Origin of the sequence: Lichenibacterium minor (assembly GCF_004137685.1) — a bacterium.
In the GTDB taxonomy this organism is placed as follows: domain Bacteria; phylum Pseudomonadota; class Alphaproteobacteria; order Rhizobiales; family Beijerinckiaceae; genus Lichenihabitans; species Lichenihabitans minor.
Genome location: NZ_QYBB01000009.1, coordinates 152,164 through 167,585, shown reverse-complemented (window position 1 = coordinate 167,585; position 15,422 = coordinate 152,164). Strand labels below are relative to the sequence as shown.

Here is a 15,422-nt window from a genome sequence, read left to right as displayed (position 1 = left end):
GCTCGGTCGAGCCCTGCGACAGCTGCTCGGCCGACGCCGAAAGCTCCTGGCTGCCCGACGACACGTTCCGCGCCGCCACCGACACTTGGCCCACCACCTCGTGCAGCTTGTCCGCCATGCGCTTCATGGCGCGCTGCAGGTCGCCGATCTCGTCCCGGCCACGGGCGTCGATGTTCTTGGTGAGATCGCCCGCCGCAACAGCTTCGACCAAGGCGACCGACTGTGACAGGCCGCGCGAGATCGACAGGGCGATCCAGAACGCCATGGCCAGGCCCAAGAGGACGGCGCTGGCCACGACCCCGATCAGGATGTCGCGCGTCGAGGCGTAGGACGCATGCGCTTCGGACAGAAACGTGGCCGCCACTTCGCTTTCATAGGTCTTGAGCTTCGCCAGATTGTCGCCGAGCGTGTCGCGCGTCGTCTTGACCCCACCGCTCGTCAGCATGCCGATGGCGACGCCATCGGTGTTCAGCGTGGCGAGCCGCAGCACCTCCTTGTCGAAGCCGATGTAGGCGTCGAAGGCCGAGCGAAGGGCCGCGACCTGCGTCGGCATGCTTTGTTCGAGATCCTGGATGACGGATGACAGATCGGCTTGAGCGCGTGACAACGTCACATCGTAGGCCTGTGCCATCTGACGGATCGCGTCATCGTCGCTGGCTGCGATGACCTTGTAGCGCTGCAGCCGCATGGACTCGAGGTTGAGCCGGAAATCGATCAGATTGTCTTCCGCGGAAGACCTGGGAGACGTCGATTTGGCGAAGGCCACGAGCGGCTGGTAGGCCGCAAGGATCGCATCCACTGCCGGCTTGCTTTTGGCGAAAGCGAGATCGCGCGATTTGATATTGTTGTTCTGGAGCGTCAGAGCCCAGGCCTTGGTGGTCTGCTCGATATAGTTCGACCAGGCGGTGCGAACCGGCGACACGCGAGCCTCGCGTTCATCGGCTGGCACTAGAGCGGAATATTGTTGGAGCACATTTTCGAAGTCGTTCTTCGTGGCCTCGAACTGCTTGCGGCTCGACTCCTTGCTGGCGTCGGAGCTATCGGCGACGGCTCGTGTGAGCAGGCGCGCCGAGTTGAACATGTCGGTTTGAAGCTCGCCCACTCTCTGCACCTGATTGAAGGGGCGTCGCGCGAAGTCTTCCATCGTGGCGTTGTTGGAGGACAAGCTGGAGATGCCGAGCCCTCCGGCAGCCGCCGTGAACACGAGGATGCCGCCGAAGGCGAGGCCGAGCTTAGTCTTGATCGTAAACCGCATTGTCGTGTCTCTCGGTCGAGGCTTTTCAGTTGAGGATGCGGTCCATCTCGGGGATCACGATGAACTCGTCGTTCCACCGGGCGATGAAACGGATGTATTCGGGCCGCCAATGCAGGCCGATGCGGGGCGCCTCCTGGCAGTCGGAGGGCATGATCTCGGTGACGTCGTGCACCTTGTCGGCGATGACCCCGACCACGACGGGGTCGCCGTCGATCTCGACTTCCATCACCACGATCCGGGTGTCGGCGGTGGCGGGGCCGCGCTCCATGCCGAAGCGGACGCGGATGTCCGCCAGCGGGATCACGTTGCCCCGCACGTTGACGACGCCGGGGAGGTGGGGCTTCGCCCCGGCCACCCGCGTGGCCGGGACCGGGTCGATGATTTCGCGCACCATGCCGGCCTCGATGGCGAAGATCTCGTCGCCGAGGCCCATCATCAGCACCCGCAGGGGGGCGTCGTTCGCAACGGTGTCGGTCATGCGGCCCTCATCGCGCTGGAAACCCTGGCGCTGGAAACCCTGGCGCTGGAAGCTTTGGCGTTCGCCGTGTCGGAGCGGGGCTCGCCCAAGGCGACGAGCTGCGCCACGTCGAGGATCAGGGCGGCGCTGCCGTCGCCCAGGATGGTGGCGCCCGAGAACATCGTGGCGTCCGCGTGGAGCTTCGACAGCGACTTGATCACCGTCTGGTGGCTGGCCACGATGGCGTCGGCCACGAGGCCCACGCGCGTGTCGCCCACCGACACGATGATGACCTTCTGGTGGGCGTCCGGCGCGCCTTCGGCGTCGAACAGGTCGCGCAGCCTCAGCAGGGGCACGAGGCGGCCGCGCACGTCGAGGCGGTCGCGCCCGCGGCTGCGCGCGTCCTGGCCGGCCGGCAGCTCGATGCATTCCTCGATGGCCGACAGGGGCACGATGTAGCGGCCCTCGCCGACCCGGATCAGCAGCCCCTCGATGATGGCGAGGGTCAGCGGCAGGCGAAGCGTCACCTGGGTGCCCCGGCCCGCCTCGCTCGACAGGTCGATCGTGCCCCGCATGGCCTCGATGTTGCGCTTGACGACGTCCATGCCGACGCCGCGCCCCGACAGGGCCGACACGGTCTGGGCCGTCGAGAAGCCCGGCTGGAACAGGATCTGGTGGATGTCGGCGTCGCTCAGCGACGCGCCCGGGGCGACGAGGCCCCGCTCCTCGGCCTTGGCGCGGATGCGCTTCGTGTCGAGGCCGCCGCCGTCGTCCTCCACGGTGATGAGCACCTGGGTGCCGACGTGGCGCGCCGTGAGGGCGATGCGGCCCGCGGCGGGCTTGCCGGCCGCGGCGCGGCGCTCGGGAGACTCCAGGCCGTGGTCGACGGCGTTGCGGATCACGTGCACCAGCGGGTCGGCGAGGCGCTCGATCATGGTCTTGTCGAGCTCGGTGTCCTCGCCCTCCGTGACCAGCACGACGGGCTTGCCGAGGTCGCGCGACAGGTCGTGGACCAGGCGGCGGAACCGCGCGAAGAGGGACCCGATCGGCACCATGCGGATGCCCATGGTGATGTCGCGCAGGCCCGCCGCCAACCGCTCGATCTCCTCGGCGACGGCCTTGACGTTGGGGTCGATGCGGCCGTGGGCGAGCTGGGACAGCCGCGCCTGGGCGATGACGAGCTCGCCCACCCGGTCCATCAGCTCGTCGAGCCGCTCGGCCGGCACGCGCACGCTGCTCGACGGGCGGTCTTCGCCGCGACGCGGCCGGTCGCGCCGCTCGTCGGCCGCGTCCGCCGCGGCGGCCGGCTCGACCGCGGCGGCCTGGGGCGCGGGGGCCGGGGCGGGGGCCGAAGCCTGCGGCGCCGGGCTCGGGGCGGCGGGCGCGCCGAGCGGCGTCACGTCGAGCTCCATGTCGTCGAGCGAGAAGACGAACACGTCGTCGATCGCCTGCCGCGAACAGCCGCCCTCCAGATCGACCGTCCAGCCGATGTGCAGGTCCTTGGGGTCGAGGGCGTCGAGCACCGGCACGCTGCCCAGCACAGCCCGCACCGTGCAAGGGCCGAGGTCGCGCAACTCGTCCATCAGCGCGAGCGGGTTGGTGCCGTTGCGCAGGACGTCGGGCCGGAACCGGATGGCGAGCCGCCATCCGCGCGCCGCCGCCGCGGCGGGAGCGACGGAGGGCGACGGCGCGGGGGCCGGGGCGGCCGAGGCGGGATCCACGAGCACCTGCAGGTTGTCGAGGATCGATCGGCCGATCACGGCGTCGGCCCCGTCGGGGTCCTCGATCAGCGCCCGCATGTGGTCGCGGGCCGCCAGCGCCACCTGGACCAGGCTCTGGCTCGCCGCGACCTTGCCCTGCCGGACGAGGTCGAAGGCCGTCTCGAAATCATGGGTGAAGGCCGCCAGCCGGTCGAAGCCGAACATGGCGCCCGAGCCCTTCAGGGTGTGCATGGCGCGGAAGGCCGCGTCCACGAGGTCGCGGTTGTCCGGGTCGTGGCCGAGGTCGAGCAGCGTCACTTCGAGGCTGTCGAGGAGCTCGGCGGCTTCCTGGCGGAAAACGTCGGCTGGATCGAGGGCGCTCATTTGCGCACCAGCTTGGCGGCGGCGGCCAGGACCTGCTCGGGCTTGAACGGCTTGGTGATCCAGCCCGTCGCGCCGGCCGCCTTGGCTTCCTGTTTCAGGGCGTCGTTCGACTCGGTGGTCAGGAACACGATCGGCACGCCCAGCACGGCGGGGGTGGCCCGCAGGGCCCGGATGAAGTCGAGCCCGTTCATCACCGGCATGTTGAGGTCGGTGATGACGAGGTCGGGCGGGGTGGCCTTGGCCTTCGCCAGGCCGTCCTGGCCGTTTTCGGCCTCCAGGACGGTGTAGCCGGCGCCTTCGAGGACGATGCGGACGAGTTGGCGGACGCTCGGGGAGTCGTCCACGGTGAGCACTGTGGCCATTGGGGGATCCTCAGTTGAGCGTGATGCGGCCGGCCGTCGGGTCGACCGGCACCCCGGCCTTTTCGAAGGTGACGCGGAGCTTCGGCGAGAAGCCGGTCAGGACCAGCGACTGCCCGGCCCGCTCCGCCGTGAGCGAGGCCGACACCATCAGCTGGACGAAGCTGACGTCCGCCGCCGTGACGCCCGACAGGTCGAGCCGGATCGGCCGCCCGGTGGCCAGGAGCGCGCCGAGGCGGCCCTGCAGGTCGTCGGCGCCGGCCAGCAGCGCGTCGCCCGTGATGAGTTCGGTGTGGACGTCGTCGGTCATGGTGAAGCTCGAACGGGGAGGGCAGGAGTTCAGCAGGCGCAGCGGCGGGGAAAGGCGACGACGCTGGAGGGCGTCGGCGAAAGCGCCGCCGTCGGGTTTGGCGCGTCGCGGTCGCGTCGCGTCAGGGGAGGGCCGGGGAGGACGCGCTTCTGGGCGGCCAGGAAGGCGTCCACGCAGCGCGGGTCGAAGTGCCGGCCCCGCTCCGCCGCGAGCGTGTCGAGCGCGGTCGCGGCCGGCATGGCCGCCTTGTAGGGGCGTTCCGTCGTCATGGCGTCGAAGACGTCGGCCACGGCGACGATGCGGGCGCTGAGCGGGATCGCTTCGCCCGCCAGCCGCCGCGGGTATCCCGTCCCGTCCCAGCGCTCGTGGTGGTTGCCGGCGATCTCGGCGGCGAGGCGCATCAGGTCGGAGCCGCTGTCGCCGAGGATGCGCTCGCCCACGGCCGCGTGGGTGCGCACGACCTCCGTCTCGTCGGCGGTCAGGCGGCCGGGCTTCAGCAGCACGCTGTCGGGCACGGCCACCTTGCCGACGTCGTGCAGCGGCGCCGCGAGGTAGATGCCGCGGCAGTCTTCCGGCGGAAGGCCGAGCTCCTCGGCGATCATGCGGCTGTAGCGGGCGACGCGCAGCGTGTGCTCGCCCGTGTCGCTGTCCCGGTATTCCACCGCGAGCGACAGGCGGAAGATCATCTCCTCCTCGCGGTCGTGCAGCTTGCGGGTGGCGACCTCGACCTCGCGGGCCAGGCGGGCGGCCTGGTCGTCGCGGGCCCGCACGGCGCTCGACAGGGTGATGAGGTTGCGCAGCTTGACGCTGAGCTCGATCCAGTTCGACATCTTCGGCAGGAAGTCGGTCGCGCCGGCTTCCAGGGCCGCCAGGCGGACAGCCTGGCTCGAACTGGCGGTGAGCATGACGATCGGGGCCTGGGCGTAGCTCGGCATGGCCCGGAGCCGCCGCGTGAACTCGATCCCGTCCATCTTCGGCATGACGTGGTCGACGATGACGAGGTCGAAATGCTGCCGGTCCGCGGCGTCGAGGGCCAGGTGCGGGTCCTCGTACAGGCTGCCCTCAACGCCGCCGCAGCCTTCGAGAAGGTTCTTCAGATGAAGCAGGCTGCTCCTGCTGTCGTCGACAAGCATCACCAGCATGATGTCGCAAGTCCGTCTCATGGAGCTGTGGATGACGCACGGACCCGACATCTCGTCGGGATCTGTTGCAGTCGATGCCCATGATGGACTGGGAGAGGCGTCATGCCACCAGACCTCGATCCGGCTCCCACTGAACTCATCTCACGTCATACGTTACAGCTTGCTCAACGATGGAGAGCGACCGGCGGACGGGAACGGGGCGTGATCGGGCGAAGACAGGAGCCCGTGCGCGACCGCTGAATCGATTGCGAAACGCGATAACGCGATCGCGAAATGCCGCGGATTCCATGCCGCCCAGATTGACGGAATCGAGATCAATGCGTTGCTGAAAGATCGAAATGAATTCGGTAAATGTGCCGCGTCGAAGGCGAAGGACTGCGTTGATACACTGTTCATCATAGTTGCGATCGCGTCGACTAGACTCTCGAAGCCGCGGACTCCGGACGCCGAGCATGACCCCGGCGCATCGGAGATCGCGCCATCGGAGATCGTGCCATCGGCGCGTTCGCGAAGCTCAGGCGCTCCGAACCGTCGGTCGCCCGCCCGGCCGGATCGCGGTTCACCCCGCCGCGCGCGTCGCCGCCACCAGCGTGTTCTCCATCAGCATGGCGATGGTCATGGGGCCCACGCCGCCCGGCACCGGCGTCACCGCGGCGGCGTTGGCGCGCGCGCCGTCCAGGTCCACGTCGCCCACGAGGCGCGTCTTGCCCTCGCCCTTCTCGGGCGCGGGCACGCGGTTGATGCCCACGTCGATCACCACGGCGCCGGGCTTGACCCAGTCGGCCTTCACCATCTCGGGCCGGCCGACGGCGGCCACCAGCACGTCGGCGGTGCGGCACAGGGCGGGCAGGTCGCGCGTGCGGGAATGCGCGATCGTCACCGTGCAGTCGGCGGCCAGGAGCAGCGCCGCGATGGGCTTGCCGACGAGGTTGGAGCGGCCGACCACCACGGCGTGCCTGCCGCGCAGGTCGGGCATGGCGGAGCGGATCAGCACCATCGAGCCCGCCGGAGTGCAGGGCACGAAGGCGCGGCCGAAGTCGCCGAGCGCGACGCGGCCGGCGTTGACCTCGTTCAAGCCGTCGACGTCCTTCTCCGGCGCGATGGTGGCGATGATCGGCAGCGGGTCGAGCGGCTTCGGCAGCGGGAGTTGCAGCAGGATGCCGTGGATCGTCGGGTCGGCGTTGAGCGAGGCCACGAGCGCCGCGAGCTCCGCCTGCGCGGTGTCGGCCGGAAGGGCGTGCTTCACCGATTTGAAGCCGCAGGCTTCGGCCATGCGGCCCTTCGAGGCGACGTAGACCTGGCTCGCCGGATCCTCGCCGACGATCACCACGGCGAGGCCGGGCCTGACGCCGGTGCGGGCTTCGAGCGCCGCCGCGCCCGCCTTCACGGTGTCGATGACGGCGGCCGCGGCCGCCTTGCCGTCGATGATGGTGGCCTGTGACATGGGACGCCCCGTCGGCTGTCCAGAGGGCTGGTCCTCTGGCGGGGGCTCGGGGCGGAGCCCCGGGAAGCTCTACGACGGGGCTCCGCCCCGAGCCCCGCGAAGGGACGAAGCCCTTCGGAAAAAGGTTGGATGTCGGCTCGTGTCAGAACACCACGGTCTTGTGGCCGTTCAGGAGCACGCGCCGTTCCAGGTGCAGCTTCACGCCCCGCGCCAGCACGCGCGCTTCGACGTCGCGCCCGACCGCCACGAGGTCGTCGGCCGACAGGGCGTGGGTGACGCGCTCGGTTTCCTGCTCGATGATCGGGCCCTCGTCCAGGTCGGGCGTGACGTAGTGGGCGGTGGCGCCGATCAGCTTCACGCCGCGCTCGTGCGCCTGGTGGTAGGGCTTCGCGCCCTTGAACGAGGGCAGGAACGAGTGGTGGATGTTGATGGCGTGGCCGGACAGCGCCGTCGACAGCTCGTTCGACAGCACCTGCATGTAGCGCGCCAGCACCACGAGGTCGGCCCCCGTGTCCCGGTAAAGCCGCAGCACCTGCGCTTCCTGTTCGGGCTTCGTCGCCTTGGTCACGGGGAAGTGGTGGAACGGCACGCCGTGCTGTTCCGCGATGGCGCGCGCGTCCGGATGGTTGGACGCGATCGCGGCCACCTCGGCCCGCAGCCAGCCGACGCGGATCTGGTAAAGCAGGTTCAGCAGGCAATGGTCGAACTTCGACACCAGGATCAGGATGCGCGGCACCGTGTCGCCGTCCGTCAGGCTGAACGTCATGCCGAAGCCGTCGATGGCGCTCTTCAGGGCGCCGTGGATCACCCCGTGGCCGACCTCGGCCGGAGCGGTGAACAGGATCCGCATGAAGAAGCGGTCCGTCGACCGGTCCCAATATTGGGCGCTTTCGGCGATGTTGCCGCCGATGGCGGCGATCGAGGTCGTGACGCGCGCCACGATGCCCGGGCGGTCCGTGCAGGACAGGTTGAGGATGTGGGTCCGGTCGGCCTCGGCCGGCGCGACGGTGGCTGTCGTGGGCAACGGGTCGGCCGCGGTCATGCGTCTTGGTGTCCCTGAACTGGGTTGCGGGGGCGCGGGGGGATGCCCCGCGCGTCCCTGCCATATGGGCCGCTTCTGCCCCGCGGTCCGCGCCGCGCCGGACGGATCGTCGCCGGTCGACAGGCAAACCACGGAAAACGTCGCCCTGTCCTGCCCCGATCCGCGCGGCGGGGCAATCGCCGGACGCGAAAAAGCCCGGCACGGGGCCGGGCTCTTCCGATCGTCGGAGATGGATCAGCCGATCATTCGGCTGCCGTCATGCCGCCCGCCGTTTCGGGGGCGAAATGACCGCACCAGTCCTTCTCGGACACCACGGGCCACAGGCCGTGGGCATCGGCGGTCGGCTGCGTCACGGGCGGGTTGAAGCGGCACAGGCCGCCGTCCTGCGTGGCCGCGGCGCTGTTGCCGTGATGCTCGTCGAAGAAGGCGCAGTTACCGCAAGCGCTCGAAGCCGAAACCATGGTGCTCTCCCGGAAATCCTCGGGCCACCGGCCCGTCTGTTTCTAGAACTCATCCAGTCTGGAGTTGTTCCAGACTTTTCCTGCGACCCGCGGGCCGCGGATCACTCGGCCGCGACGGCGCCCGCGACGGCCTCGGGGGCGAAGTGGCCGCACCAGTCCTTCTCGGTCACGACGGGCCACAGGCCATGGGCGTCGGCGGTCGGCTGCGAGACCGGCGGGTTGAAGCGGCATAGGCCTTCCTGGCCCGACTGCGCCGCAGCGTTGTGTTCGTCGAAGAAGGCGCAGGCGCCGCAGGAACCGGACTTGGTCATCATGGTGTGGTCTCCAGAACGCGAGGGCCGCGGCCCGTCGTTGTCTGGAATGGTTATAGACTGGATCAGTTCCAAACTGCAAGCCGATTCCCGCGCGGTGGGGCACGGCGGCGCCCCGTGTCGGGCGCGCGCCGGCGCGGTCCCGGGCGGGACGCCGTCGCGAAGGGTTTCGCCGAGGGGTTTCGCCGAGCGAGGATGCCGGATCGGCTCCGGCGGGCGGGACAGGGTGCGTGAAGCGGCCGCCCCCGCCCGGTCACGCCGCGGAGGGCGGGCGCTCCGAGGCGACGTCGAAGCGCGCTTCGAGGGCGGCGCCGATGCGCAGCACCGTGCCCTCGTCGAAGAGCCGGCCGTAGAGGCTGACGGCATGGGGCACGCGGAACAGCGCGCCGGTGCCGTCCTCGCCCTGGTCGAGCCGCCCTTCGGCGAGCGACAGGCGGCGGCGGGTCGGGGACCGGCGGAATCCGGCGCGCAGCGCCAGGCAGGGGTGGCCGGTGAAGTTGGTGATCGTCAGCATGGGCCCGGCGAAGCAGGGCCCGATCATGGCGTCGACCCGCCCGAACAGCGCGTCGGTGTCGCGCATCACGAGGCTGCGAAGGCGATCCGCGCCGACGAGGTCCACCGCGGACAGGAAGCGCGCCTTGCGGAAGCTGTTCGGCCAGGCGCCGGCGTCCTGCCAGGCCAGGCTGTCGTCGTCGCCGTCGAGCGTCAGCCGTTCGAAGGAGGCCGCCGCTTCGGCGTAGAGCACGGCCATCAGGGCGTCGTAGGGCAGGTCCGGCCGCGCGAGCTCCACCAGCTCCAGCCCGAGCGCGCGGGCGTGGTCCAGCGCGGCGCGGTCGAGGTCGTCGACGCCTTCCGCCGCGAAGTCGGCCGGGAACCAGCCGAGGCGCAGGCCGGCGACGGGCTCGGCCGCGTCGTAGCCGAAGGGGGCCGCGATCGAGGACGGGTCGCCGGGGTCGGCACCTCCGATCGCGGCGAGCACCAGCGCGGTGTCGGCGACGGAGCGGCACATGGGGCCGACCTTGTCGAGGCTCGGGCACAGCGGCATGGCGCCGGTGCGGGCCACGCGGCCGAAGGTCGGCCGCAGCCCCGTCGTGCCGCAGCGCATCGACGGCGACACGATCGAGCCCAGCGTTTCCGTGCCGATGGCGAAGCCGACGAGCCCGGCCGCCGTCGCCGAGCCCGAGCCCGCCGAAGACCCGCCCGAGCCTTCGCGCGGGTTCCACGGGTTGCGGGTGACGCCGCCCGACCAGATGTCGCCGTAGGCCAGCGCCCCGAGCGTGGTCTTGCAGGCCAGCACGGCGCCGGCCTCCGCCAAGCGCCGCACCACGGCGGCGTCGGCGTCCGGCACGCGGCCGCGATACGGTTCCGCCCCCCATTCGGTGGCGATGCCGGCGGTGTCGAGCAGGTCCTTGGCGCCATAGGGGATGCCGTGCAGCGGCCCGAGGTGGCGGCCCGCCGCCAGGGCGACGTCGGCGTCCTTCGCCTGCCGCATCGCCAGCTCGGGCGTGGCGAGCGCGACGCATTCGAGCCGCGGGCCGATGCGGGCGATCCGGTCGAGGTAGAGGCTGGTCAAGCGTTCGGAGGTGAGGGCGCGGGACGCGATCCAGCCGGCGAGGCGCCCGACCGGCGCGAAGGCGATGTCCTCGTCGCGGTCGGGCAGGGGACCGGAGTCGACCGCCAGGGGGCGGAAGGGCGCCGCGGCCGGCATGGCGAAGCCCGGCGGGCGGGGGTCGAAGCGCAGGGCGGGCGGCAGGTCGTGGGGCAGCGGCACGCGGCGGCGCCGGATCGCCATGTCGACCTGGGCCTGGAGGTTGTCGGCCATCAGGGCGCGTTCGGCTTCCGTGTAGCGCACGCCCGCGACGGTTTCGGCGCCCGCGATGGCGCCCACGTCGATCGTCCCGTCCGTCATCCTCGTGCCCTCCCGCCGCGCCGCATCAGAACAACAGGCCGCGCTTCAGCAGGCCGTGCACGCCCTTCTCGCCGTTCACCGTCTGTGTCACCCGGAAATCCACGGCGAGCGAGCAGAGCTGGTAGGCCTCCTCCCGCGACAGGGCGCTGCGGGCGCAGATGAAGGCGATCATTTCCCGGAGGGCCTTCCGCATGGCCTCGTCGAGATCGGCGTCCAGGCCCAGGGAGATGAAATGCCCCGGCGTTTCGGCGCGGGGGTAGAGCAGGGGCGCGGCCCCCTCGGCCCGGCGGTGCAGCACGAACGTGAAGGTGCCGGTCAGGCACGTTTCCAGCGCGTTGATGCAGACCTCGCCGTCCCCCTGCAGCCCGTGCCCGTCCCCCGTCGAGAACAGCCCGCCCGGCGCCCACACGGGCAGGAACAGGCTCGTGCCGGCGACGAGCTCCTTGCAGTCGATGTTGCCGCCGTGTTCCCGCGGCTCCACGGTCGAGATGCGCCCGTAGCGGGGCGGCGGCGCCACGCCCATGACTCCGAAGAAGGGCGCCAGCGGCAGCTCCAGCCCGTAGGGCATGCGGCAGGTGCGGCGCGCCCGGTCGATCGCGATGTGGGTGAGGAAGGGCCGCTCGAAATCGTGCGGCAGCGTGCCGGCGAGCGGGCGGAAGCCGCAGAACCCCCAATCGGCGCCGAGCGCGACGGCGTCGATCCGGACCTCCAGCGTGTCGCCCGGCTCGGCGCCCGCCACCGCGACCGGGCCGGTGACGATGTGGCCCGGCGCGCGGTGGATCTCCGCCGCGTCGATGGCCAGCATGGCGGGCGTGGGCGCGAAGGGCGAGCCCGGTGGCGGGAACACCCGCCGGGCGCCGTTGACGGTCTCGATCTCGACCGTGTCGCCGGACGCGACCGTCAGGACGGGCGGGATCGCGGCGTCGAAGACGCCCACCCGCACGGTGTCGGGCGTGGCGGCGAGCCTGTGGAACGCCATGGCGGCTCCGGTCAGTTGGAGAAGGACACGCCCTGCAGCCGCACGAGCCCGTCGGCGAGGGACCGGTAGCCGGCCACGCGCTTGGCCAGGCCGGCGATGTTGCGGGTGGTCCACAGATACACGATCGGCTCTTCCACGCCGACGATCTTCCAGACCGCGCCGTAGAGGGCGCGGCGCTTGGCGACGTCGTCGGTGGCGCGGGCCTCGTCGAGCAGGCGGTCGACGTCGGCGTTCGCGAAGGCGGCGTAGTTCATCGGGCCGCCGCCGTGCAGGAAGGCCCAGGTGTCGCTGTCGGGGTCGAGCAGGCCCGACCAGCCGATCTGGAACACCTGGAAGTCGCCGCTGTGCAGCGCCGCGAGCCCCGATCCGATCTCCATCGCCACGACCTTGACGTCGAACCCCGCCTCCGCCGCCATGGACTGGATGACCTCGCCGACCTGCCGGTTCAGGGGGCTGTTGATGATGCCGAGCGACACCGGCACCCGGCCGGTGACGCCCGCCTCCGCCAAGAGCTTCTTCGCCGCCGCCACGTCGCGCGCCGGCGGCTTCAGCCCCGGCAGGTTGAAGGGGCTGACGGGCGAGATCGCCTGCGCGGTGGGCTCGTAGAGGCCGTTGAACACCACGCCGATCAGCGCGTCCCGGTCGATCGACAGCTCGAAGGCGCGCCGCACCCGCGCGTCCCGTCCGATGGGGGAGTCAGCCCCCTTGCCGTTGCCGACGTTGAAGGTCAGGCCCTGGTAGCCGAGCGAGTCGGATTTGACGATCTTGAGCTTGGGCGAGGCTTCCACGGCCGGCACGTCGGTGGGGGCGATCTGCTCGACGAGGTCGGTGGCGCCGGCCTGCAGGTTGGTCAGCCGCACCGTGCTGTCCGGCATGATCTGGTAGACCACCCTGTCGAAGTGGACGTCCTTGGCGTCCCAGTAGCGGTCGAAGCGCTCCAGCGTGATGTGGTCCTGGGCGACGCGCTCGACGAAGCGGAACGGCCCGGCGCAGACGGGGTGCAGCGCGAAGCCGGCGCCTTGCTCGCGCACGGCCTTGGGCGACACCATCATGCCCGCCCGGTCGGTCAGCTGCGCCACGAAGGGAGCCGAAGCCTGCTTCAGCGCCACCCTCACGGTGAGCGGGTCCACCACGTCGACGTGGTCCACCATGGCGACCTCGCTGCGGCGGAAGCTGCCGGGCTGGTCGAGGTCGCGGTCGAGGCTGAACTTCACCGCCGCGGCGTCCATCGGCTCGCCGTCCTGGAACAGCACGCCGGGCCGGAGGTGGATCACCACGGTCTTGGGGTCGGGGGATTCGTGCGACAGCGCCAGCATCGGCACGATGTTCAGGTGCTCGTCGATGTCGAAGAGCTTGTCGCACAGGCCCGTGTAGACGACCGTGCCCATGAAGGTCTGCGACAGGGCGGGGTCGAGCGTGTCGACGTCGCCGCGCAGCGCGACGCGCAGCGTTTGCGCCCGCGCCGGCAGCGCGGTGGCGCAGAAAGCGCCACAGGCCGCCAGGATCCCCAAACCTGCCGCCATCGTCCGCCGCATGGAAACCCCCCGCCGTCCCGTCCACCCCCGACATGCACGCAATCCACGTGCCACGCCGTCCCGTCGCCGGCCGCGCTGGCATGCATGTTGCGACCCACAGCTTTCGAGGCCGGCGGACGCGTTCGGGGACAGTGTCCGGATGCGGCGACGCGACGGCACGTCCAGCCGAGGAGCCGCGACATCTCCCCCTGTTCTCCGATCCGGAAAGGCGCAGCCTGGTGACGCGCGATCGCTTCCTGCCGCGATTGGCCCAAACGGTGCCGACGCTGCTGCTGGTGAGCCTGATGGTGTTCGGCCTGCAGCGCCTGCTGCCGGGCGACCCCGCCGTGGTGCTGGCCGGGGACCAGCCCGATCCCGCCGTCATCGCCGAGATCCGCCACAGGCTCCTGCTCGACCAGCCGGTGGCGTTCCAATACCTGCACTGGCTTTGGGGGCTGCTGCGCGGCGACCTCGGCTTCAGCTGGCGCATCGGCGAGCCCGTCGCGGCGCTGATCGCCCAGAAACTGCCGGTGACGCTGCAGCTGGCCGCCATGGGCTTCGCGGTGGGCATCGGCATCGGCATCCCGGCCGGGATCGTGTCGGCGGTGAAGCGCGACACGGCCTGGGACTGGGCCGCCAACGTGGTCGGCCTCGCCGGGATCTCGGTGCCGAACTTCTGGATCGGCATCCTGCTCATCCTCCTGGTCTGCGTCGACCTCGGCTGGCTGCCGCCTTCCGGCTACGTGCCGCTCACGGAAGACTGGCGCTTGTCCCTCGCCACCACGGTGCTGCCGGCCTTCGTGCTCGGCACCAACATCGCCGCGACGCTCATGCGCCACACCCGCAGCGCCATGCTGACCGCGCTCGACCAGGATTACGTCCGCACCGCGCGGGCGAAGGGCCTCGGCGAGCGCGCCGTGGTGATGCGCCACGCGCTGCGCAACGCCCTCGTCCCCGTGGTGACGCTGGGGGCCCTGGAGTTCGGCACGCTGCTGTCGGGGGCCGTGCTGATCGAGCAGGTGTTCTCCATCCCGGGCTTCGGCAAGCTCGTGGTCGATTCCGTGTTCAACCGCGACTATGCGGTCGTCCAGGGCGTCGTGATGGTGACCGCCGCGCTCTTCATCGCCCTGAACCTCGTCGCCGACGCGCTCTACCTCGCGATCAACCCGAGGCTGCGCGACGCATGAGCGCCGAACCCGTCCAAGCCGGCCCCCACGCCGCCCTGCCGGCGGGGCCCTCGTCGGCGCCGCCGGAGCGCGTCGAAGCCGTCCCGCCGCCGCGCCCCGGGGAAAGCGGCGAGCGGCGGCGCGCCCTCGCCAAGTTCGTGGCGCGGCCGGCCGCGGTCGCGGGGCTCGCCGTGGTGGCGGCCTTCGCGGCGGTCGCGCTCGCGGCGCCGCTGCTCGCGCCCTACGATCCCGACGCCACGAGCTGGTCGGCGGTGCGCAAGGCGCCGAGCCTCGCCCACTGGATGGGCACGGACGAGAACGGCCGCGACGTGCTGTCCCGCGTGGTCTACGGCGCGCGGGCCTCCATGCTGGCCGCCGCCCTGTCGGCCGCCATCGCGGCCGCGGCGGGCGTGCCGCTCGGCATGCTGGCCGGCCTCGCCGGCGGGTGGATCGACGCCGTGATCGGCCGGGTGGTCGACGCCATGCTGGCCGTGCCGTTCCTGATCCTCGCCATCGCGCTCGCCGCCTTCCTGGGCCCGAGCCTGACCGACGCCATGATCGCCATCGGGGTGTCGGCGGCGCCGGCTTTCGTGCGGGTGGCGCGGGGCGCCGCCATGGACGTCGCCACCAACGGCTACATCGAGGCGGCGGTGTCGCTCGGCAACCCGCCGTGGCGGGTCGCGTTCCGGCACGTGCTGCCCAACATCGCCCCGGCGCTGCTGGTGCAGACGACGCTGGCCATGGGGATCGCGATCGTGGCGGAAGCGAGCCTGTCCTTCCTCGGCCTCGGCCAGCAGCCGCCGGACGCCAGCTGGGGCTCGATGCTGAACGCGGCGCAGCGCTTCATGACGCTGGCGCCCTGGCTGGCCGTGTTTCCCGGGGTCGCGGTGTTCCTCGCCGTGACGGCCTTCAACCTGCTCGGCGACGGGCTGCGCGACGCCTTCGACCCGCGGGCGCGCTGAGCGGGCGCGCGGGCGCCCGCCCGCGGG

General features: G+C 71.2%; 15 protein-coding genes. 2 read left to right on the top strand and 13 right to left on the bottom strand.

The window, feature by feature from the left end:
* The 13 genes from D3273_RS10575 to D3273_RS10515 all read right to left on the bottom strand — a co-directional run.
* A partial coding sequence (locus tag D3273_RS10575; protein ID WP_165359453.1) for a HAMP domain-containing methyl-accepting chemotaxis protein occupies positions 1–1,255 on the bottom strand: 1,255 nt, incomplete at its 3' end.
* Positions 1,256–1,280: 25 nt separating this feature from the next.
* Positions 1,281–1,733 carry a chemotaxis protein CheW gene (locus D3273_RS10570; protein WP_129226273.1) on the bottom strand — a complete coding sequence of 151 codons (453 nt, stop codon included), beginning with the start codon at positions 1,731–1,733 and terminating at the stop codon, positions 1,281–1,283.
* Positions 1,730–3,796: a chemotaxis protein CheA gene (locus tag D3273_RS10565; protein ID WP_129226271.1), complete on the bottom strand. Its 2,067-nt coding sequence runs from the start codon at positions 3,794–3,796 to the stop codon at positions 1,730–1,732. Before D3273_RS10565 ends, D3273_RS10570 begins: the two co-directional genes overlap by 4 nt.
* Positions 3,793–4,158, bottom strand: coding sequence for a response regulator (locus D3273_RS10560; protein WP_129226269.1), 366 nt, complete (start codon positions 4,156–4,158; stop codon positions 3,793–3,795). Before D3273_RS10560 ends, D3273_RS10565 begins: the two co-directional genes overlap by 4 nt.
* A 10-nt stretch (positions 4,159–4,168) precedes the next feature.
* Positions 4,169–4,465: an STAS domain-containing protein gene (locus D3273_RS10555; protein ID WP_129226267.1), complete on the bottom strand. Its 297-nt coding sequence runs from the start codon at positions 4,463–4,465 to the stop codon at positions 4,169–4,171.
* A gap of 29 nt (positions 4,466–4,494) precedes the next feature.
* Positions 4,495–5,607 (bottom strand): HD-GYP domain-containing protein, encoded by a 1,113-nt coding sequence (locus D3273_RS10550; RefSeq protein WP_129226265.1) that lies wholly within the window; start codon positions 5,605–5,607, stop codon positions 4,495–4,497.
* Between the two features lie 559 nt (positions 5,608–6,166).
* Positions 6,167–7,051 (bottom strand): bifunctional methylenetetrahydrofolate dehydrogenase/methenyltetrahydrofolate cyclohydrolase FolD, encoded by an 885-nt coding sequence (gene folD, locus D3273_RS10545; protein WP_129226263.1) that lies wholly within the window; start codon positions 7,049–7,051, stop codon positions 6,167–6,169.
* A 142-nt stretch (positions 7,052–7,193) separates the two neighbouring features.
* Positions 7,194–8,093, bottom strand: coding sequence for a formyltetrahydrofolate deformylase (gene purU / locus D3273_RS10540; protein WP_129226261.1), 900 nt, complete (start codon positions 8,091–8,093; stop codon positions 7,194–7,196).
* 242 nt (positions 8,094–8,335) lie between these two features.
* Positions 8,336–8,554, bottom strand: a complete 219-nt coding sequence (locus tag D3273_RS10535) for a hypothetical protein (protein ID WP_129226259.1) — start codon at positions 8,552–8,554, stop codon at positions 8,336–8,338.
* Between the two features lie 101 nt (positions 8,555–8,655).
* Positions 8,656–8,868: a hypothetical protein gene (locus tag D3273_RS10530; RefSeq protein ID WP_129226257.1), complete on the bottom strand. Its 213-nt coding sequence runs from the start codon at positions 8,866–8,868 to the stop codon at positions 8,656–8,658.
* A gap of 250 nt (positions 8,869–9,118) precedes the next feature.
* On the bottom strand, positions 9,119–10,774 hold the full coding sequence (locus tag D3273_RS10525; protein WP_129226255.1) for an amidase: 1,656 nt from the start codon (positions 10,772–10,774) through the stop codon (positions 9,119–9,121).
* A gap of 25 nt (positions 10,775–10,799) precedes the next feature.
* A complete protein-coding gene (locus D3273_RS10520; protein WP_129226253.1) occupies positions 10,800–11,753 on the bottom strand; it encodes an acetamidase/formamidase family protein in 954 nt (317 codons plus the stop codon).
* An 11-nt stretch (positions 11,754–11,764) separates the two neighbouring features.
* Complete coding sequence (locus tag D3273_RS10515) at positions 11,765–13,276, bottom strand: ABC transporter substrate-binding protein (RefSeq protein ID WP_129226251.1); 1,512 nt, start codon at positions 13,274–13,276, stop codon at positions 11,765–11,767.
* Between the two features lie 230 nt (positions 13,277–13,506).
* Between D3273_RS10515 and D3273_RS10510 the strand changes: the two genes are divergently transcribed.
* Positions 13,507–14,454, top strand: a complete 948-nt coding sequence (locus D3273_RS10510) for an ABC transporter permease (protein ID WP_428977768.1) — start codon at positions 13,507–13,509, stop codon at positions 14,452–14,454.
* Positions 14,451–15,395 (top strand): ABC transporter permease, encoded by a 945-nt coding sequence (locus D3273_RS10505; protein WP_129226247.1) that lies wholly within the window; start codon positions 14,451–14,453, stop codon positions 15,393–15,395. The genes D3273_RS10510 and D3273_RS10505 overlap by 4 nt, the downstream gene beginning before the upstream one ends.
* Positions 15,396–15,422: the final 27 nt, after the last annotated feature.